At 52.8% G+C, this 20,433-nt stretch carries 19 protein-coding genes and 1 riboswitch; of the genes, 11 read left to right on the top strand and 8 right to left on the bottom strand.

Annotated elements, in window-relative coordinates; genetic code table 11:
• Positions 1-104 precede the first annotated feature (104 nt).
• The 3 genes from E0F26_RS10980 (at position 105) to E0F26_RS10970 (ending at position 3,126) form a co-directional block, all read left to right on the top strand.
• Positions 105-1,691 carry an isocitrate lyase gene (locus tag E0F26_RS10980; protein WP_279241702.1) on the top strand — a complete coding sequence of 529 codons (1,587 nt, stop codon included), beginning with the start codon at positions 105-107 and terminating at the stop codon, positions 1,689-1,691.
• Between the two features lie 92 nt (positions 1,692-1,783).
• Complete coding sequence (locus E0F26_RS10975) at positions 1,784-2,344, top strand: winged helix-turn-helix transcriptional regulator (protein WP_279241701.1); 561 nt, start codon at positions 1,784-1,786, stop codon at positions 2,342-2,344.
• Complete coding sequence (locus E0F26_RS10970; RefSeq protein WP_279241700.1) at positions 2,341-3,126, top strand: class II aldolase/adducin family protein; 786 nt, start codon at positions 2,341-2,343, stop codon at positions 3,124-3,126. Before E0F26_RS10975 ends, E0F26_RS10970 begins: the two co-directional genes overlap by 4 nt.
• A gap of 34 nt (positions 3,127-3,160) precedes the next feature.
• Here E0F26_RS10970 and E0F26_RS10965 read toward each other — a convergent pair whose 3' ends face one another.
• From E0F26_RS10965 to E0F26_RS10955, 3 genes are read right to left on the bottom strand one after another with little or no spacing between them, the layout of a single operon-like run.
• Positions 3,161-3,757, bottom strand: coding sequence for a hypothetical protein (locus E0F26_RS10965; RefSeq protein ID WP_279241699.1), 597 nt, complete (start codon positions 3,755-3,757; stop codon positions 3,161-3,163).
• Positions 3,758-4,357, bottom strand: a complete 600-nt coding sequence (gene cobO, locus E0F26_RS10960; protein WP_279241698.1) for a cob(I)yrinic acid a,c-diamide adenosyltransferase — start codon at positions 4,355-4,357, stop codon at positions 3,758-3,760.
• A 9-nt stretch (positions 4,358-4,366) separates the two neighbouring features.
• Positions 4,367-6,226, bottom strand: coding sequence for a TonB-dependent receptor plug domain-containing protein (locus E0F26_RS10955; protein ID WP_279241697.1), 1,860 nt, complete (start codon positions 6,224-6,226; stop codon positions 4,367-4,369).
• Between the two features lie 95 nt (positions 6,227-6,321).
• A riboswitch (cobalamin riboswitch) is annotated at positions 6,322-6,469 on the bottom strand.
• Between the two features lie 46 nt (positions 6,470-6,515).
• On the opposite strand from E0F26_RS10955, the gene E0F26_RS10950 reads away from it, so the two are divergent.
• Positions 6,516-7,052, top strand: a complete 537-nt coding sequence (locus E0F26_RS10950) for a DUF501 domain-containing protein (RefSeq protein ID WP_279241696.1) — start codon at positions 6,516-6,518, stop codon at positions 7,050-7,052.
• A 47-nt stretch (positions 7,053-7,099) separates the two neighbouring features.
• Here E0F26_RS10950 and E0F26_RS10945 read toward each other — a convergent pair whose 3' ends face one another.
• Positions 7,100-7,474: a VOC family protein gene (locus E0F26_RS10945; protein ID WP_279241695.1), complete on the bottom strand. Its 375-nt coding sequence runs from the start codon at positions 7,472-7,474 to the stop codon at positions 7,100-7,102.
• A 125-nt stretch (positions 7,475-7,599) separates the two neighbouring features.
• Here E0F26_RS10945 and E0F26_RS10940 point away from each other — a divergent pair, with 125 nt between their 5' ends.
• From E0F26_RS10940 to E0F26_RS10920, 5 genes are all read left to right on the top strand, one after another.
• The gene (locus tag E0F26_RS10940) at positions 7,600-9,321 is read left to right on the top strand and encodes an SLC13 family permease (RefSeq protein WP_279241694.1); all 1,722 of its coding nucleotides are present in this window, start codon (positions 7,600-7,602) and stop codon (positions 9,319-9,321) included.
• Positions 9,322-9,390: 69 nt separating this feature from the next.
• Positions 9,391-10,362 carry a fatty acid desaturase family protein gene (locus tag E0F26_RS10935; RefSeq protein ID WP_279241693.1) on the top strand — a complete coding sequence of 324 codons (972 nt, stop codon included), beginning with the start codon at positions 9,391-9,393 and terminating at the stop codon, positions 10,360-10,362.
• A gap of 199 nt (positions 10,363-10,561) precedes the next feature.
• On the top strand, positions 10,562-10,819 hold the full coding sequence (locus tag E0F26_RS10930; RefSeq protein ID WP_279241692.1) for a hypothetical protein: 258 nt from the start codon (positions 10,562-10,564) through the stop codon (positions 10,817-10,819).
• A gap of 83 nt (positions 10,820-10,902) precedes the next feature.
• Positions 10,903-11,139, top strand: a complete 237-nt coding sequence (locus tag E0F26_RS10925) for a hypothetical protein (protein ID WP_279241691.1) — start codon at positions 10,903-10,905, stop codon at positions 11,137-11,139.
• A complete protein-coding gene (locus E0F26_RS10920; protein WP_279241690.1) occupies positions 11,115-11,696 on the top strand; it encodes a cysteine peptidase family C39 domain-containing protein in 582 nt (193 codons plus the stop codon). The genes E0F26_RS10925 and E0F26_RS10920 overlap by 25 nt, the downstream gene beginning before the upstream one ends.
• 1 nt (position 11,697) lies before the next feature.
• On the opposite strand, the gene E0F26_RS10915 is transcribed toward E0F26_RS10920, so the two are convergent.
• The 3 genes from E0F26_RS10915 to mnmC1 form a co-directional block, all read right to left on the bottom strand.
• Entirely contained in the window at positions 11,698-14,640 is a 2,943-nt protein-coding gene (locus tag E0F26_RS10915; RefSeq protein ID WP_279241689.1) for an insulinase family protein, read from the bottom strand.
• Between the two features lie 65 nt (positions 14,641-14,705).
• Positions 14,706-15,482, bottom strand: coding sequence for a glutaminyl-peptide cyclotransferase (locus E0F26_RS10910; protein ID WP_279241688.1), 777 nt, complete (start codon positions 15,480-15,482; stop codon positions 14,706-14,708).
• Positions 15,482-17,557: an FAD-dependent 5-carboxymethylaminomethyl-2-thiouridine(34) oxidoreductase MnmC1 gene (gene mnmC1, locus E0F26_RS10905; RefSeq protein WP_279241687.1), complete on the bottom strand. Its 2,076-nt coding sequence runs from the start codon at positions 17,555-17,557 to the stop codon at positions 15,482-15,484. The genes E0F26_RS10910 and mnmC1 overlap by 1 nt, the downstream gene beginning before the upstream one ends.
• A 121-nt stretch (positions 17,558-17,678) precedes the next feature.
• Between mnmC1 and E0F26_RS10900 the strand changes: the two genes are divergently transcribed.
• Positions 17,679-18,182 (top strand): hypothetical protein, encoded by a 504-nt coding sequence (locus E0F26_RS10900; protein ID WP_279241686.1) that lies wholly within the window; start codon positions 17,679-17,681, stop codon positions 18,180-18,182.
• Here E0F26_RS10900 and E0F26_RS10895 read toward each other — a convergent pair.
• The gene (locus E0F26_RS10895) at positions 18,146-18,652 is read right to left on the bottom strand and encodes a MaoC/PaaZ C-terminal domain-containing protein (RefSeq protein ID WP_279241685.1); all 507 of its coding nucleotides are present in this window, start codon (positions 18,650-18,652) and stop codon (positions 18,146-18,148) included. The genes E0F26_RS10900 and E0F26_RS10895 overlap by 37 nt on opposite strands.
• A 71-nt stretch (positions 18,653-18,723) precedes the next feature.
• Here E0F26_RS10895 and E0F26_RS10890 point away from each other — a divergent pair, with 71 nt between their 5' ends.
• Positions 18,724-20,409 carry an AMP-binding protein gene (locus E0F26_RS10890; protein ID WP_279241684.1) on the top strand — a complete coding sequence of 562 codons (1,686 nt, stop codon included), beginning with the start codon at positions 18,724-18,726 and terminating at the stop codon, positions 20,407-20,409.
• Positions 20,410-20,433 lie beyond the last annotated feature (24 nt).

Here is a 20,433-nt window from a genome sequence, read left to right as displayed (position 1 = left end):
CATTTTTATTATGAGAAAGATATAACTCATTTATTTTAAAAATAGTGAGTTGTAGATCATAGTCCCCATATGACAAACGAATCCGTGAATCACGGGGGTGCACTATGAGTAATTATGTTGAACAAGTAGAAAAACTGGCCGGTATCGCAACCGCTGCAAACGGGGTAAGCGCCGAGCACGCTGTGCGGATGCGCCTCCAAAATCAGTTCAGAACGGGTTTGGATGTAGCCAAGTACACAGCGGACATCATGCGCCGTGACATCGACAACTACGAAGCTGACACGTCTCAATACACACAGTCCCTCGGCTGCTGGCACGGATTTATTGGCCAGCAAAAAATGATCGCGATTAAGAAGCACTTTGGTGATACCAATCGTCGCTATTTGTATCTCTCGGGGTGGATGATTGCTGCGCTTCGCTCAGAGTTTGGACCACTGCCTGATCAATCCATGCATGAAAAGTCATCCGTTCCGTCGCTGATTGAGGAGCTATACACGTTCCTTCGACAGGCCGATGCGCGGGAGATGGGAGGCCTCTTTCGCGAATTGGACGCCGCACGCGCCGCGAGTAACGAGGTGCAAGAGCGAGCCATACTCAATCAGATCGATAACTTCCAAACACATGTGGTCCCGATCATCGCAGATATCGATGCAGGCTTTGGTAACGAAGAAGCCACGTATCTATTGGCGAAGAAAATGATTGAAGCTGGTGCCTGTGCGATCCAAATTGAAAACCAGGTGTCAGATGAAAAGCAGTGTGGGCACCAAGACGGTAAGGTCACGGTTCCTCATGCAGACTTTCTAGCGAAGATCCGAGCGGTACGTTATGCCTTCATTGAGCTGGGCGTTGAGAATGGCATCATTGTCGCGCGAACTGACTCGTTGGGGGCAGGCCTGACTAAGCAGATCGCCGTGACCAATGAACCGGGCGATCTTGGAGATCAGTACAATAGCTTCCTTGACGGCGACGTGGTGCACAGTGCCGATGATCTGGCAAACGGTGATGTGGTGGTTAAGGCGAACGGTCAACTCGTGCGTCCAAAACGACTAGCGTCAGGTTTGTTCCGCTTTAAGCCCAATACGGGCGAAGATCGGGTCGTACTTGATTGCGTGACATCACTCCAGAATGGCGCGGATCTATTGTGGATCGAGACCGAGAAGCCTCACGTGGGTCAAATTGCTAGCATGGTCAACCGCATTCGCGAGCAAGTGCCTAACGCTAAGCTTGTTTACAACAACAGCCCATCGTTTAACTGGACCTTAAACTTCCGTCAGCAGGTATTTGATTCCTGGGCAGAGGAAGGTAAGGACGTATCTGGTTATACCCGCGATGGTTTGATGTCGGCCGATTATGACGAGACCGAATTGGCCATTGAGGCTGATCACCGCATACAGTCCTTCCAAGCTGATGGGGCGCGTGAAGCCGGTATCTTCCACCATCTCATCACATTGCCCACTTACCACACGGCGGCACTGTCGACGGATAACCTTGCGAAGGAGTACTTTGGCGAGGCGGGGATGCTCGGCTATGTTGCAGGCGTTCAGCGAAAAGAAATTCGACAGGGCATCGCTTGTGTGAAGCACCAAAATATGGCGGGCTCCGATATGGGCGATGATCACAAGGAATACTTCTCAGGTGACGCCGCTCTAAAGGCCGGTGGCTCCGATAACACAATGAATCAGTTTGGATGAACATGCCCAGTGTTCGATACGCCCGGTCGGTTGACCGGGCTTTTTTTTGCCTGTCGCTTGCTATTTTTCAGGGGGAATAGCAGAGTTCCAAAATGAAATGGGAAAACATTAACGAGCAAGTTTGTTCTGTCGCCCGGGCGCTTTCTGTTGTGGGTGAACGATGGACGCTACTGATCATTCGCGATGCTTTCAAGGGAACTCGACGCTTTGAGGGTTTCCACAAAAACTTAGGCGTCACGCGTCATCGACTTGCTGAGCGACTCGCCATGCTGGTGGATGAGGGCGTTCTGACAAAGGTTGCGTACAGCACTCATCCCGAGCGCTTTGAATATCGCCTTACTCGAAAGGGGTTGGGCCTTTACCCCGTGTTGATGACATTGAGTCAATGGGGCGATCAATGGTTAAGTGATGAACACGGTGCGCCCATGCATTATTGGCACAGTGGGTGCGCAAGCGTCTGCGAACCCGTGTTGTCCTGTAGCGAATGTGGAGAGCCTCTTCGTCCTGAGGAAGTTTCCTCCAAGCACGGCGCTGAGATCAGTGAATATGTGGCACACTTAAAACAACACGGCTTACCAATACCGACCGATGCGCAGCTTCCTAAGATGGCAGGAGAGCATCGTAAAACAAAAACCAAAGGAGCGGTCAGATGAATCAACACGTTAATAGTCTTATCATGAACGCGGATGAGAACATGGGCCATGTCGAGCGTTCGCCGGCCGATGAACAACTATTTCGCAAACAGCGTCTCGCCGCCGCTCTTCGAATATTTGGTCGTTTCGGTTTCGATGAAGGCGTTGCTGGCCACATTACAGTTCGCGATCCACTCGACCCAGAGACGTTTTGGGTGAACCCTATGGGACGCTCCTTCAAGATGATGCGTGTCTCTGATCTCATTCGTGTTGATCACGATGGAAAAATTGTGGAGGGCAGCGGGATTCTAAATGGTGCTGCATTCACGATTCACAGCCAAATTCATGCGGCGAGACCGGATGTCACGGCCGCGGCGCATGCGCACTCAATCTACGGTAAGACGTGGTCTTCCCTAGGACGCTTACTCGACCCACTCACACAAGATGCCTGCGCTTTTTATGGTGATCATGCGTTGCTTGATGATTACACCGGAGTGGTTGTCGATATGACAGAGGGCGAGCGCTTGGCGGCGACGTTGGGCGACAAGAAAGCAATCGTTTTGAAAAATCACGGACATCTCACAGTGGGTCAGTCGGTGGAAGAGGCAACGTGGTGGTATGTCACCATGGAGCGTTCTTGCCAAGCACAGTTACTGGCTGAGGCCGCCGGCGAGACAAAACCGATCCCCCATGACATGGCGGTGCACACCCAAAAACAGGTGGGGAGCACGCTCTCTGGGTGGTTTAGTGGTCAGCCTTTGTTTGACGTTATTTTGAGTGAGCAGCCCGAGCTTCTCGAGTAATCTACAAGCGCTTTAATTGATGCGGGGAACCTCGTTAGAGTGCGTCGCCGAACCGCGAGCGGTCAAATGATGAGAGTAGCAGTCCTACATTCACGGCTTGTACCAAAAGCAGTGGGTAATGAATCATTTGAACAAGGATTGTTGATTCGTCAATGTTCAGCCAAAGCCGCGCCCACTGGTAAAACAGAGCGGCGAAGCCAAGCCCCAGCAGGGCGCCAATCGATTTACCCATATCGAGGTGTTTTAGGCTGTCTTTAGCCACGACAAGCGTCTCGAGCCTTCCCAAGTAACTGCCAAAAATCAGTGCAAATTGGAATCCGAGGTATATGCCGGCGGCGATCGCAAAGCCCGGCGGGTAGATCAAAATGGCGATTACGCTGATTAACGCAATGACTTCCACGGCAAGCGAAATGCGAAAGAAGGCGGAGAGGTTAAACAGTCGCGAGTAGGCGAGAGCCACCAGCCACGTACCCAAGCTAAAGCCAATACCGCCTGCAGAGAAGACTTCAGGCGGCAGAGGCGACATGAGTCCGACATAGGCCGTTCCCCAAAGCCCCTGAAAAAAAGCATTCGTGGCCTTGTAACCAATGAAAGGCCTCAGTTTCAGGGCAGGGTGAGTGGCCTCTGACACTTAAAAGTCCACGCCCTTGCGCGCTTTGATGCCTGCCCTAAACGCATGCTTAATCTCTTTTACCTCGGATACCGTATCGGCGAGCTCCTGCAGCGCAGCACCGCCGCCGCGGCCAGTCACCACAACGCTCTGCTGCTCAGGACGCTGATGAATCGCCTCAAGTACAACGCTTTCCTCTAGGTAATCAAATGACAGCATGTAAGTTAGTTCATCGAGAATGACAAGGTCATAGCTTGGGTCGCTTAGCATTCGATGTGCTTCACGCCATGTGCGCTGTGCCGCTTCAATATCGGATTGCCGATCCTGAGTGTCCCAGGTAAAGCCAGTGCCCATCTGGTAAAAGTCGGTCTCTGGGAGATTTTCACGCGCGAAGAGCTCTTCACCAGAGAGTTGTTCGCCTTTGATAAATTGGACAATGCCAACGCGGTGTCCGTACCCCATCGCTCTCATGACCATGCCAAACGCAGAACTTGTTTTGCCTTTACCGTTGCCGGTAAGCAGTAAAACAAGGCTTTTCTCGGTATCAGCTGCTGCGATGGATGCGTCGACGTTCGTCTTTTGCTTTTCCATGGAGGCTTTGTGTTTGGCTGCTTTACTCATATTTCCCACCTAGATGGATACATTAAGGCCGACGTAAAATGTGCGACCGGCACTTCGGTAGCCGACAATATCAGAGTAACCCTCGTTGGTGAGATTCTCTGCGCGCACTGAGACGTTTAGCTCATCCGTTATCGCATACCTGAAGGATCCATCCATCACTGTGTATTCGCTGAGGCGTGTGCCGAAGCCATCACTGCGATCGCTTGTGTAGCGAGCGAGTAAAAGCCAATCGATCTTCGCCGCACTGTATCGTGCTGACACTTGTGCCGTGGTTTCTGGCCGATACGGCAGATCGTTACCGTTTGCATCGTCTGCGCTCAAATCAGTGACAAAGCCCTCTAGTGTTACGCCCTCGCCAATCTCCCAAGCTGCCGTCGCCTCGACTCCGCTGAATTGGCTAGTGCCGGGTATTTGAAGGTAGCCCCCGGCAAACAGTGCCGGGTTATAGCTATAGACGATTGCATCACTTACCTCTTGGTCGAAGTAAGTAAGCTCCCATGATAGGCGCTCTTGGCTGCCACGCAGCCCCATCTCCCAGCCTTCGCTTTGTTCCTCGTTCAATGCAGTCTCTCGTGCCTCAGGCAGCGCAAAGGGTGATTGATTAGAGCCCACTTCATAGGGTGATGGCGCGCGAAATCCGGTTCCATAAGCGGCTTTAAAGGCCACGCCATCAACGCCGGTCTCGGTCAGTGCGGTGATTCGCCAAGAGGTGAAGCGACCAAAGTCGTCATTGTCATCGCTTCTCACTGCGGTCGAGAGTGTTACTTTGTCAGTGGAGCGTCTGACGTTCATAAAGATCGCCTCGTTATCACGACTCCTCGCAGTGCCAAATCCGTCGTCATAGCTTTGCTCGTCGAGATCAACGCCGACAGTTAGGTCGTAGTTTTCAGTTAGGGTCCGATTGTGGGAGACAGACATTTGCTCGTTCGAGCCCTCAAGTGCGAACTGAAAAAGACCGTCCGTAAAGTAAGCACGATCGCTGTCACTTTCACTCATACTGAGTTGGGTTGAATTACCGTCACCTGCGTGACGTACAACGACGGCTCGCGTCTCATTGTTGTAACCGTCTGAACAGTCATTACTCGATATGAAACTGAAGCTCTCGTCGAATCTTCCACAGCCATCGTAGTCCGTCGCTGCGTCTACTTCGCGCGCGCTTATCGTTGCCGACCAACCCTGCCACTGCGGTGTGGTGTAACTGAGGCGGTAGCTGTCGTTGTCATAGCCATCGTTATCGGCCAATTGGGTATCACTTTTTAATGCGTTGAAGCCATCCATACCCACATGGTTCAAAACGGCGGTCATCTCACCCCAAGACGTGGCGCCGCTACTCGCTACGATGGACTCTGTTTCAAAGCCGTAGCCGCCGCGCTCAGCACTCACAGTAATGCTTGACTGCTCTGTCGCGCGGCGACTCGTCAGTGAGATCACACCACCTGCATCTGCACCCCATAGCAATCCTTGTGTCCCTCGCAGTACTTCCACGCGCTCGAGCGCAGGTGCCAGTATGTGCTCCATTCTGGGCGCAATTTGAGGCGAGGAGGGGTCACTTATGTCGATGCCATCAATCAATACTCGGGTTCTAAAGGCATCTTGCCCCCGGACGCGAATACCGCTTACTGCTCCAATACCCCCGTTTTGAGTTGTGGATATGCCGACTTGTGACTTGAGCAGTTGAGGTAATGTGGCAGAGCCCAAGGCAGAAATGAGTTCGCGGTCTAAAACGTTCACAGACACGGCGAGTGAGGTGATGGCGGTGTCAACTCTGTCGGCCACGACAACGGTTTCTTCGATCGAGCCCGCGACCGCGAAATGTGAGGAAACAGCAATTGATACCGCGAGGGTAAGGGGTCTTATTAGCTTGGCCATGTTGGCTCCATGTTTAAAGGAGCAGTGAACAAGCAAAGAGGCCAGCAGCGCACACAGCACGAAGCGGAATCTCCCTGCTGGAGCCCACCGCGCCACGGGTTTGTATTGCTTAGGCAGGTATCGGGCTCTGTACTGTCATAACAATACAATTACCGTTGCGGGGGCAGCGCTGGCTCATCCAGACTTCCCTTTTAACCTACCCGGGCGTTTCCACCTGTAGGCACCTAAGCGGCGGACATTACGCCCATGATCTGTCCGAGTCAATTGCATTTTGTGCTAGGGTTCGCGCATGCAAATATCTGAGCAGAAAGAATCGCGTGTAGCGCAGTGGCGCGACTTTGTCACCGAGCGACTGGGGCGAGAGCCTAGGGGATTCTGCGACGTGTCCGCCTTCAATGCACAGGGCGAACCAGCCGTCATAAGGGTGAGTTCGGTTGTCGACGGGAAACCATTCCCGACCCTATTTTGGCTCATTGACGCCGACATCTCACTGAAGATCGATCGACTTGAGGCGGCGGGCTGGATTGCGAGGCTTCAGAGAGATGTTGATAACAGTGCGACATTGCAGGAGCAAATGGAGCTGGCGCACGAGGCTCACAAACGCCTGCGAGAGACTTTTCTGAGCGAAGCAGAGCGGACACTGCTAACGGATCGCGGCATGATGTCAGCGCTATCAGATCGAGGTATCGGGGGTATTAAAGAACCAGGCAGAATTCGCTGTTTTCATACGTGGTATGCAGCTCATATGGTCGAAGCAAACTGCATCGGCTCAGCAGTCGATCAACTCATGGCGAGTGCCGAGGATTTTGAGTGGCGACTCGGCTAACCCTCGGGCTGGGCGACCCAGCCCGCGAACTCTACGCCACCCGGTTATTACAGCGTGAAGTGGCAGAAACATAACTTATTGCCTTCGGCATCTCTTACATAAGCACCATAAAAAACGCCGGGGACGCGCTCACCGGGCTCTCCGTCGCAGGTGGCGCCAAGTTCAATAGCCTTTGAATACAATGCATCGACGCCCTCTGGACTACCCCCGTGAAATGCCACCATGACGCCATTTCCTGCCGTTGGTGCTTGCTCGTCGTAGGGCGTGCAGATCGCCAGAGCAGCCTGTTCCATTGACGAGCCAAAGAAGACGATACGGTCCGTTCCCATTAGCTTTTTCCAGCCCATCTCCGCAGTTAATGCGGTGTAAAAGTTTATTGCAGCCGCCAAGTTCGAAGTGCCAAGGGTCACGTAGCCAAGCATGTTTGATTCCTATTATGTGCAACTGATGTGTTACTTTAGCGCGAGTCGGACCCGCGCACGAGCGCCAAATGGCAGCGTATCTCAGGGTGTTTTGGTGATGACCATTTTTATTGTTGGGGGGCGTCATGGACTTATGGCTCGCTGGCTTGACGTTGGCTAGCTTGATCAGCGCACTTGTATTGTCCCGCGTCAGCGCGACAATTTTGTTCTTGATGGCGGCACTGTTCTGCCTCGTTACAGGCATGGTGACCGTCGATACTTTTTGGGCAAAGACCACCAATGCAGGGTTGGTCACGCTACTGTTGCTCATGCTGTGTGCAGTCGCTCTAGAACGGCTTCCTTGGCTGGGTATGTTGTCTCGAATGATTGATTCGCCTCGGTTATCCGTGGCGACGGCTCGTATCGTTGCCGTGACAGTGCCCATGTCTGCACTGCTCAACAATACGGCAGTTGTAGCGAGCCTTGCGCATGTTTTACGCCGAAGTGAACATCATGTCCCCTCGCGGTTACTGCTGCCACTCTCTTACGCGGCTATCCTAGGTGGCACTCTCACGCTTATAGGTACCTCTACCAATCTGATTGTGAGCAGCTTTCTCGAGGACCAGCGTGGTACCGGCCTGAGTTTTGGTGATTTTTTTGGTGTTTCCGGCCCCGTTGTCTTAGTGGTCGGGTGTTTGTTGGTGCTTTTATCGAGACGTTTACCTATCCGGGAGAACCTTGAGGGTGCGGATAAGGAATACACCTTAGAAGCTGAGGTAGATTCTGACGGCGTTTTGGTCGGAAAGAGCGTTGAAACAGCTGGACTCAGAGCGTTGGAGACCCTGTACCTGGCTGAAATTCTGCGCGACGGCCGAACGATAACGCCCGTATCACCGACAGAGACACTCCTTCCTGAGGATCGCTTGGTATTCACTGGCGATGTTTCGGACGTGGCAAGACTCGACCAGATATCAGGTCTTAGTACTTTTGCGAAGCGTGAAGGTCTGATGCAGAGCGAGTTGACTGAAGTGCTGATTGCGCCAGGCTCGGTTCTCAATGGACGAACCGCTAAATCGCTGGGTTTTCGCGCGAGGTTTAATGCCGCGATCGTGGCACTCCAGCGGGATGGACAGCACGTGCCGGGCAGGCTGGGTGAGCTGCCGCTAAAGGCCGGTGACTTATTGGTGCTCGCTACCGGTGATGATTTTGCTGATCGCAAGAACTTAAGCCGAAACTTTATTGTTTTATCCGACCGTGTCGATGTTCGTTTGATGAACCCGGCGTCAGGGCTTTTGGCTACCGCGGCGTTATTGGCGGTTATTGTACTCGCCGCAACCGGTGCTGCGCCGCTCTCGCTGGGGCTATTGCTCTTGCTGACGGGTTTTTGGGCGGCAGATGTAGTGAGTGTAGATGACTTAAGACGACGTTTTCCCTTTGATATTTGGATCTTAGTGTCCTCCGCCCTGGTGCTGGCCGATGCAATGATCGAGAGTCAACTCATTGAGATGTTAGTGAGTTCAGTGTTGCCTGTTTTGAGCGGTAGTTCGTCTTTTCTTGGGCTTGTAGGTGTGTTTCTCATTACCTTGCTACTGACTGAGTTAGTCACCAACAACGCGGCGGCGGCGCTGATGTTCCCTATTGCGTATGCGTTTGCCGACGCGGCGGGAGTCGATGTGATGCCATTTGCGCTGGCCGTGGCATTTGCCGCAAGCGGCTCTTTTCTTACGCCCTACGGCTACGCGACTAACTTGATCGTACAAAACTTAGGGAGCTATACACGCGGAGACTATCTCAGATTTGGCCTGCCCATCGCAGTGACGTACTCGGTTGGCATACTCGTTATGCTGCACACGGTGTACTTCGCCTGAGGATGGAAGATCAGGACGGGTAGGTTGGCTGCATCGCTTATACTGGAGTCGCAACTGAGGTCTGCTGGTGTGAGTAAGAGAGCCCTTCAAAAAGAGCACTTCAAAAAGAGCACTTCAAAGAGAGATGAGGAGCAAATGAAGCCAGGTGATGTTCTAACAGTAGAGGAGCGAGAATTGCTCTTGCAGCGAAGCGATGTACAGGCGTGGATACATGTCTTGGGCGCTTGGACACTCATTTTTGGCATCCTCATGCTCGTGGGGTACTTTCCAAGCGTTTTCACATTGCTTTTAGCCTGGATCGTGCTCCCGGGAAGGCAACTCAGCCTCGCGGTATTAATGCATGAAGCAGGCCATGGCAGCCTCTTTAAGACGAAATCGCTTAACGCCTGGGTGGGCCAGTGGCTTTGTGCGCTTCCAACGCTTGGTGATCTTGAATCTTACGCGAGAGGGCACGCCTCACATCATCGCTTCGCGGGTACACGTGAGGACCCTGATCTGCCAAATTATGGTGCGTACCCAATAAATAAACGCAGTCTTTATCGAAAATGGAGGCGCGACCTAACAGGTCAAACGGGCTTGAAGTTACTGATTACCTTGGCGAGCGGTGCTGGCAGTCAAATGAGCAAGGAGACGGTGGGCACGAAAAATTTATTGGCTAAGCAACTGTTCGTGCATTTCGTCTTTGCATCGATTCTCTTAGCTTTAGGTGTGGGATGGACATGGTTTGTTTGGATGGGCGTGTTTTTGACATCTTACATGTGGGTGGTAAGGCTTCGTCAGGTGGGCGAGCACGCCGTGGTTCCCGATTCCCTCGATCCGGACGTGAGGATGAATACACGAACAGTCGAGGCGCCGCTTTGGCAGCGCTTCTTGGTAGCGCCAAATAACGTGAACTTTCATTTGGAGCATCACTTTATGGCAGGGGTGCCGTGTTACAACCTACCCAAGCTTCGTGCACTGCTAAGATCTAAGGGGTGCCTCGATGGACTTACCAACGTGACCGGCTACGGACAGGTGCTTAAGCTCGCGGTCGCTGAATAAGCCTGTCTCTGTCGAGCCAAACGTCAGCCGTGTTCCTTCGTTGCGACCCATACTGAGACGTCAGTGATCGATCATGATCTATCTTAAAATCTATCGTTGAGTTTTGAGCCCCTGTAGCCTTCTACCTAACCTTGCGTTTTTGAGACCCTCTTTATCCCCCAAGTCGGGGTGTGTTTATGGATGACCAAGGAGGGTCAAAATGCAGCGAATAAAAACGATAGCGGTTCTCGCAATATCAATGACGATGTCATTGTCTGCGGTCGCAGCGCCCCCAGATGCGCTTGTGAATAACAACCTTTCGCTTCCGGGCGAGATAACAAAATCGATCATGCTCGATACCGATGTTTCTGAAATTCGAGGCGAGGTATGGCCCGTTATTTTAGGCGTGGTTGCAGTTGATTTGGCGCTTCAGGCCTATTTTTACGGTGTCTACGTTCCCTCGACCCGACGAGGTTAGTGAACCCTTAACCCTTATCTTGCCGCCCTAGGGCGGCTCTTAGCGACCTAGAACGAAGTCCTAAATTCTAAGGAGGTGTCATATTGTCTGCTAGCGATCGACTTCAAAGGATGCGAGCTGAGCACCTTAGAGAAGTAAAAGCGCGTCGGCTGTTCTTTGTCGAAATTTCTGGACCCCTTGTTACCTGGGCAGCTATTGCCATGACGTATACAAGCCTCGAGACAGATTCCAATAATACGCTTGCGTGGGGGAGTGCCATGTTGGCGCTCTTTGCACTTCATATCGGTCTGGCCGGGTGCAAGAGTCGAAGACGCGAATAACCGCCTCAATTGCTTTTGCGCTCAGTACACTCTGCGTGATGGCGTCGCCATCATCGAGTCAGGCGCGTTTAGCCAAGGAGGTTCAATTCGGTAACATTGAAGTGCCTGTCGACGTGCCTTTGATACGGCAATCGACGTCGACGAATTGCGGATTGGCGTCGCTCGCCATGTTGTTGACTTACTTTTCAGAATCACCCGTTTCACTTGCGCAGTTGGAGCAAACTGGCGCGTTGCTGCATCACGACAGTGCTAACAGACGTAGCAGAGACGGTTACTCAGTCGGTGAGTTACAGGCTTTGGCGCGTGCCTATGGTGTCTCGCTCAGCACAGAACGTGTGACCTCACTTAAGTTACGAAGACTTCAATACCCTTTGCTGGCCTGGATTGATCTAGGGGGCAATGGCCACTTTACAGTGGTGCAATCGTTGAGCGACACAAAAGTGGTCCTAGCCGACCCGACCCGGGGATACCTGAAACTTGGACCCGCTACCTGGTCGCGCCTGTGGCTCAAGGGTCCTAAAGGCATTGTTCTCTACGTTAGTGGCAAAACCCCCTGACTCAGCTCACATCATGATGCTGCCAGCCAAGACTGCTCAGGGACTCACTTTCGGCGGACTTGGCGTCAGTTAAAATAACTGAGCATGCCAACTCAGGTTTGAGGTAGGTATCGGCAACGCGGCACAGATCTTCGTGACGGGTATTAATGATCGCCTCACGAAGCGCCCGCTTTTGCTCAAGGGTTCGCATGTACAAGGCGTCATAGAACGCCTTTTTAACCTCGCCCGCAGGAGACGCCGGTTTATCCAAGCTCGAAACGACACTCAAGATAGCCTCCTCAAGTGCATGTGAATCTGCTTTCGAACTCAGTAACCACTCAACCGAGGCATCAAAGTCTGCGAGGGTGCCAATGTTTCTTGGATCACGATATGAGAAGAATCGGAACGCGCCAACATTCGCATCGTGACTGGCACCGCCGCCGTAAGCTCCACCTTGTTCTCGAATGGCTCGATGCAAAAAGCCATTACGTAAGTAGGCTCCGAGGACGGTTAGTGCCGGCGCATCGGGGTGTCCACTTGAAACTGTGGGATACGCTTTCGCGCAGAAATTAACTTGCGTATTTGCGACCCAAATCTGGTTGGTACTGGCTTGCTTCTCACCGGGTGTCCAAGTCGATGTTCTGTCACTTCTTGCAAGGGGTGCGACCGCACCAATGAGGGCTTGAGCGGCCTGATCTAGACTCTGTGAGTCGCTCACCGTCAGCAAATTGACCGATGGAGAAGACAATAAATGGTCCCTGAGTTCCGCAAGTTCAGTGCTGAGATCGCGAAGTGCTGCTGAGTCAGAGAGGGCATTGTCTAGCGAGCGAAGGCTTGCAATGCCCGCAAGACCGCTTTGACTTTGATAAAGGCTCGCGAGGGGGCTCATGCCCGCACTCGCGGCCGTCATGGCAAGGCTGTGGCCTGCACCTGAAATACTTTGATCGCGACGGGCGCGCATTTGACTAATGAGCTCCTTTATACGGTCCGTCTCGTCAAAAGAGGCTCGCATAAGCGTGTCCATCATGAGAGAGACTTGATCAGGTATCCGATTAGCCAGTGCTTTGGAGGAGGTAACGAGATAGCCAAAGGCCTCGTTGACGTCTTCGCGTGAGGCCCGAGTTGAAACACTGAGACTCAAACTGCCGACCGTGGAGGACTGTCGATCCTGGACATCGAGGTAGGTGGAACCACCCAAACCGACTTCAGTCGCGAGTGCGCAAAGCAGTGGAAGCCTTCCCTGCTGCGCTTCGGTGAGTGCCGGTAAATCCATGGCAACTTGTTGATAAACCAACCCATTCGTGCCGCTGGCTCCCACAAAATGGGTACGTCCGCTACCTAACGGGCGTCTCTCGAGCGTTGGCGCTGAGACGTCTTTAGGAATATCGGAAATGCCGACTTTGGGCAAAATACTGGCATCGTCAATCTGGTTCTGTCGGGCCTCTAGGTCAGTCGCGAGTTTGCGAATGGTATTAATGGCCTCCTCATCGAGTGACGCTCGCATAGTGGCTAGGCGGGATGTCTCACGATCTTTTCGTTCTTGATCAAGATTAGCATCCGGTGCGACGACAAGTGTGACGCGGTGCGGGTTTTCAAGCAGCAAATCAGTTAGACGACTTTGAATGAAATTGGGAGCCCGCATCTTTTGGCGCAACTTCTCAACCGCAGGGCTTAAATCAAGCGCTGCCACGGCATCACCGTTGTGTGTTGCCGCGCCTAATGCACGGAGCATGAGGTTGAGCCCGTAGGGCATTCCGTCGCCAGTGACTTCTCGCTGATGCAGTTCGATTTGGTGCAGGATTGCATCAAGTCGCTCTTCAGAAACCCCTTCTTTTGCGGTTTTTCGGATGACATCGAGAACGCTTGCCTCGAATTGATCGGCGCGACTTGCCTCGCTGCCTTCAATCCCGCAGCAGAGAACCATTTCGCGCATCGACTCTTCTAAGCCACAAAGTGGAGACGGCGCCGTCCCAAGGTCGTTTGTTTCCAACCATTGCATAAGTGGTGATGCGCTGTTTTCCATGAGAACTGAGGAGAGGAGTTGAGCCTCGAGCATGGCGTCTAAGTCCGAGCTCTCACCCAATTTCCAGCCCATAATAAGGTGCGTTTTATCCGCGGCATCGCTGTCATCCAATGCATATCGATGCGTCGCACGCTTGGGTGCCTCAAACGATTGCTCAAGATGTACCTCAATGACTTCTTTTGATTTCTCGAATCGGTTTAGTGCTCGACTTTCAAAGGCATCGTGATGTTGTGCGACCGGCAAATTGCCAAAGGTGAGAAGGATCGCGTTACTGGGGTGATAGTGCCCTTTGTAAAACGCCATCAATTCGTCATAGCTAAGATCAGGGATCGCTTCAGGGTCACCCCCGCTGTTGTGGTGATAGGTATTTGTTGGGAAAAGCTCGAAGCAAAGGCGATCCCACAGTACCGATGAAACCGAGGACATAGCGCCTTTCATCTCGTTGAAGACCACTCCCTTAAAAACCAGCGGTGCATCGGGCTCGTCGGAGGCGAGTTCGACTCTATGGCCTTCCTGCGCAAAATCGAGCGGATCCAATCGTGAGAAGAAGACGGCATCGAGATAAACCGACAAAAGATTATCGAAGTCTTTGGGGTTTTGCGTCGCAAAAGGGTAGGCAGTCCAATCGGAGCTGGTAAAGGCATTCATGAACGTGTTGAGCGATCGGCGCAGCATCATGAAAAAGGGGTCACGAACTGGGTATTTTTCACTGCCACACAGCACTGTATGTTCGAGGATATGAGCAACGCCGGTCGAGTCTTCGGGGACCGTTTTCAACGCCACCATAAAGACATTTTCGTCGGTATCGGTGGCCATATGAAGATGCCGCGCACCGGTAGCGCGATGCACATATTCATGAACGTCTAGCCCCAGCGATTCAATAGGGACAGTTCGAATGAGTTCAAAAGCGGGGTGCGTCGACGGAGTTACAACGGCGTTCATAGGATTCCTTCTACTTCTCTTTAGGCACTGAGTTACAAGTGCGTCGTCATTTAGTTGCTGCTAGGTCACTTACGCTCTAGCAATTCTATACGGTACATGTACGGCCATCGTTTACCGGTTACCCATGTGGCATTTGCTTTGGGGTCGTGGGCGATACCATTTAACACATCGGTGTTTCTTGCCCGTTCACTCTTCGGGAGTAGATTTGTCAGGTCTATGATACGGGTGATTTTGCCTGAGGTGGGGGCTATTGTTACGATCTGATCGGTCATCCAGACATTTGCCCAAATTTCGCCGTCAATCCACTCGAGTTCATTCAGTCTAGAGAGCGGTTTGCCCCTCAAGGTCACCGCCAGTGTGCGCTGAAATTTACCGTCGCGCCACTCGCGGATGCGCGATGTTCCGTCTGACATCCACAAACTTGTCCCATCGCTCGTTAAGCCCCAGCCCTCTCCCGGCAGTCTATGAGTGGCTGTTACTGAGAGTGTCTCCGGATCTAGCACGAGCATCTGTCGCGACCTCCAAGTGAGGACGTACAATTCACCCTCATGGTGTGCGATTCCCTCTGCGAAGAGGTTGTCAGGTAGGTCCAATCGCCGCTTATTCTCGCCACTTGGCCAATCAGCGCGCTGAACAAAGGACTGTCCGTAGAGGCCAGAGCTAACCCACAGGTTTTTGGGGGTAATTAGTAGGCCCTGAGTAAAAGTGCCTCGGTCATACGGCCGTCTTTCCACGACAGAAATATCAAAGACGGTGATGGCTTCCGATGCTGGCGTGCCCTGAACGCCCTGAGTGCTCAACGTTAAAAGAGTGAGGAGCAATGAGAGGATCTTTAGCTTCATCACTCGCCCTTTATCAAGTTGCGCCTCAGAAAGCGCGCGGGTGAAACCGCTTGCATCAAGTAGCGCGGTAGTGGGGGCGGTCGCTGGAACATCATCGACACTAACATCTCCGACAGAATTGGTGCTGAAGTGAGCCCTCGAGAGCCCAGCCCTGTAAAGACCCATAGCCCTTCGATGTTGGGTTGCTGCGCGTCAATGTGCCGCTTCCGATCGTGACGCAAACCCTCAAAGGTTCGATTAAACGCAATTTTATCGGGTACGGGTCCGGCGATCGGTAAATAGTCACTGGTGGCGCAGCGAACGGCGGCAATGCCTTTGAGCCTTTGTTTGTCGAGGGCTCCTGTCTCGCTGAGGGCTCCTGTCTCGCTGAGTGCTCCTGTCTCGCTGAGGGCTCCTGTCTCGCTGAGGGCTCCTTTGAGGGAGGGTATATTCGACGCCAGTTGCGACAGATTCAAGCGATGATCGTCTGCACGCTCTTCTAAGGTCGTCTCGTTGAGCCCATAGGTTGCGCCGATACAATGCTCCCCGCTTCGAGCAGGCGGGGTGTAACCATCATGACAAACAGTGCAACGCATCCTGGCCAATACGCCGTTTGAGGACAGCTGCGTCGTTTGTCCCCGAATAGGCTGCAGTGGCAAGAAGTCCAACTCGGTACTGTCTGTTGCCTGCCATGCAGTCGTAAGGATCACCGTATCCCCAGCCGCGATCGTTTGCCCTTTCTGATTCTCGGCAGCCCAAAGCCCTGAATCTAACTGACGCGGCTTTACCGCGCCAACGCCCTCTACAAGCGTAATTTTGGGGTGATTGATGAGTGATCGACAAACGCCGGCGGGGTTCAACCAGCCTGAATCCGGAAAATACATACCACCGCGATCAAGTGGTATACCGGAAATTCGGCTCGCCTCGTCCGGCGTTACAAATTTCACTGGACTGTCTTCATCGGCGAAGGCCGATATCAAAAGAGTAAGCTTGTCAGCGTCGCGCAACTGGATATAGCCCGACATCTCACCGTCGACACCCTCACAAAGCTGCTGATGGGAGAATAACTGCTGGTGATGATCGGTGGATAAACAGTAGGCGGCTAGAGAGAAATCTGCGAGCTTCCCATGCTTATGAGAGGGGCGGGTATAGATCACGCCTTGCGGTTGACTCGACCCGCCAGAGGCCAGGCTATTGCGCTCTATAACCGTTACCGTGCAGCCGGCCTCCGCAAGTTTTCTCGCGATATGAGATCCCGCGAGCCCGGCGCCGATAACCAAGCAGTTTTTCGGTGAAGCGCAATGTTTGGGTTGGTCCCAATCCGTGTCAAAACGAGCCGCTTTGAGAGGGGGGTGGCTTGACCGTGTGGCGGTCATACATTCGCGCTTGCCCCCAAACCCCGTGCGTTTAGTTACGGAAAATCCATTGTGCTCCAAAGCGCGCCTGACATGACCTGCCGCCGTGAAGGTGGTGACAATCGCTTCAGGATTGCTAATCGGCATCAGTCGATCGATAACAGCCGCACCCCACATTGATTCATTGCGTGCCGGTGAAAAGCCGTCCAGAAACCACACATCAATCCATGTTTGTTGATAACTCAAGAGGTCGCTTAGAACGTCGGTTGCATCACCCCACCAAAAGTCGACAGAGAAACCCGGCAGTAGCGAATTTCGGCGATGACAGCCCGGAATCGGCGCCGGCCAACGGGACATGATGACCTCGTTGATTTCACCGAGCGCCTCCCATTGTGCATTGACTTGGGCCAGCTGCGCTCGGCGAAGTGGATACTTTTCGATGCCAATATAATGGCAGTGTGCATCTGGCGGAGCAAAAAGCGACCAAGCCTGCAAGAGTAGCGCCAGGTTGAGGGCGGTGCCCACGCCCAGTTCCGCAATGGTTAATGTTTGACCGGCCTTGAGCGCTTTTATGCGCGGAACGATCTCACCACCTTCAATGTAGACGTAGCTGCTCTCGGCGAGTCCGTTCGTTGGCGAGTAATAGTCATCGTCAAAGTCGACTGATCTGGGCGTCCCGTCCACAAAATTTAAAGTCGGGCGCGACATAAGTCGCCAATCTTGGTTGCCACGGTCAATCATACTGATAAGCTCTCGCATCAGCGCTGGGCCGCTTAGGTCTCGATGTTGTAGGGATAACGTTGAGAGACGGGGTCGGCGATTTTGGAGTAGTCGGTACTAGCACAGTTTTTGGGGAGCGATCATGGCCTTTGGCAATTCTACGATGACATACGACCAGTTGGGCAGTTTGGCTGCCAACTTGTTGCACAAGGCATTTATTGAAACAACCCGAACGGTCTCCAAAGGGCTGTTTCGTCGCCTCGAAGAGGGCGAGACCGTGGGCGTCACGCGCTTGGAATTTGAGGGTGATGAAACGGTTCAGCTGAATATGACTCTGGATGTTTCCCAGTACCGCGGCGACCTTAATTACTCGCGATTTAGGGACAGTATTGTTGCGATCCTTCAAGATTTGATTGAAATCTTGAAGGAGGAGGGTGCGCTGAGAACGTATCAGGAGCGAGGTCCAGACGAACAGGGCACTAATAAGGTACTTATCGGTGCCAGGGGGCCAACTGTGCACGGAAGCGACATCAATGTCTTGATGTGCACAATGACGCCGTCGTTAAGGGAGCCCCTGATCTTGATGGACCTTATGTACATGGATGCTGATCAGTTTATTGCGCCATCCAGTCGAGGCGAGTCGTGATCAACTAGTTCGACGGGTGGGGGTGGCACAACGGTGAGTGTTTGTTTCTCAGTTGGTGCGATGACTTTGGACTCGCCGCGAGATACCTCTTTACCGTCCTGATTGGTGACTTTGAGTGCCATAGTGACCCACGGTTTGCGCGCGTGCTTGTCAGTTACGGTAAGTGACAGGGTGAGCGTATCACCCAGAAATATCGGCGATCTGAATTCAAGGTTCTGCCCAAGGTAGACGGTTCCGGGCCCCATAAACTCCATGCCAATCATGGCGCTGACGAAAGCACCAATCAGCATGCCGTGGCCAATGCATTCTCCAAATGGCGTCGTGGCACCGTACTCCGGGTCAAGGTGCAGCGGATTGTGATCTCCCGACACTACAGCAAAGAGTTCGACATCTCTTGCTGTGACTAAGCGGCTAACTTCGATACCATCTCCAATCGCGAGTTCATCGAACGTAATGTTGGTGATTTCCATGGGGGGATCCTCGCTTCGGGCCAATTAAACGGCCCTCAAAATACCATAACCAAAATAACGGGGTTAACCGAATGCAAGCAGATGTCAGTGCCGCTATTGCCGCGCGATACCAAGACCTAAAAATTGAGTGGGACGTCGACGTCACAGCTTACCCGTCCATTGTGGCGTTGTTTGAGGACGCGATGCAACGGTACCCCGATCTACCTGCTTGCTCGAGCGTTGGGCACAGTATCTCGTACCGGGAGCTGGATACGTTGTCGGCTAATTTTGCAAGTTGGCTTCAAAGTGATTCAGGGTTGTCACAGGGTGATCGCGTCGCGATTCAGATGCCAAACTTGATGCATTATTTGGTTGCCTGTCTCGGAACGTTGCGGGCTGGAATGGTCGTTGTGAATACCAATCCGCTGTACACAGAGCGTGAACTAGAACATCAGCTAAATGACTCAGGTGCGCGATTACTGGTGCTGCAAGCGAACGTCGCAGAGACAGCTGCAAATGTGGTCTCAAAGACGGGCATAGAGAAAATTGTCCTGACGGAAATTGCTGACTTGCACCCCATGCCAAAGCGCTGGTTGTTGAATGCGGCGGTGAAGTACATCAAGAAGATGGTACCGAAGGTTGTCTTACCCAATGTCGTGAAGTTTAACGATGTGCTTAAAAAGGGTGCACGCCGGAGACACACACCGGTTGATATCGCTTTGACCGACCTTGCGATGCTGCAATACACAGGGGGCACCACGGGGGTGGCCAAAGGCGCCATGCTCTCTCACGGGAATATCGTTGCAAACGTCATGCAACTGGATGGTTTTTTTGAAACCTTCGGCATTGAGGCAGAAGGTGCGGTCTTCATGCAGCCGCTTCCGGTTTATCACATCTACGCGTTTACTGTTTCGATGTATTCGCTGCGCAAGGGTGCACACACCTTGTTTATTCCAAACCCCCGAGACTTGCCTTCGGTGGTTGATGCCTTTGAAACATATCAGCCCACCGTGTTTTGCGGGCTGAACACGCTGTTTGTTGCACTGTGCAATGACGAGCGTTTCCAAAAAACAGCGTTTAATAATCTTGAGCTGACAATGTCTGGTGGTATGGCGTTGACGCAGGCGGCGGCTGAGCGCTGGGCTGAGGTGACAGGCTGTAATGTGTATGAGGGCTATGGGCTCACCGAGACATCACCTACCGCGACAAGCAATCCGGGTAATGGGCGCCAATTGGGCACCATCGGCATACCGGTGCCGCAAACCTATGTGAAGACGGTGAGTGAGTCCGGTGAGACGCTCGGTTTTGACGAGGCGGGCGAACTCTGTATCAAAGGTCCTCAAGTCATGCAGGGTTATTGGCAGCGTCCAGAGGCGACAGCTGAGGTGCTTGATCAAGAGGGCTGGTTCGCAACGGGCGACGTTGCTGTGATACAGCCAGATGGCTACGTGAAGATTGTAGATCGTATCAAGGACATGATTATCGTCTCGGGCTTTAATGTTTATCCCAATGAGTTGGAAGATGTTTGTGCAAAGCATCCGGGTGTACTTGAGTGTGCAGCCGTAGGGATCGAATCTGAGGCGACGGGTGAGGGCATTCGCATGTATGTCGTGAAGTCTGACCCCGCGCTCACCGAGGACGCCGTCATCGCGTACATGCGAGAGCAAGTTACTGCGTATAAAGTGCCAAAGTCCATAGTGTTCAAAGATGATCTACCTAAAACCAATGTCGGTAAAATCTTGCGACGAGAGCTCCGTGACGAGGCGGCGCGAGGCTAGATAACCGATAGCGGTGTGATTGAG

The organism is Candidatus Paraluminiphilus aquimaris (assembly GCF_026230195.1).
GTDB classification, from domain to species: domain Bacteria; phylum Pseudomonadota; class Gammaproteobacteria; order Pseudomonadales; family Halieaceae; genus Luminiphilus; species Luminiphilus aquimaris.
Note: the sequence above shows the minus strand (reverse complement) of the source record. Positions and strands in the feature narration are given on the sequence as shown.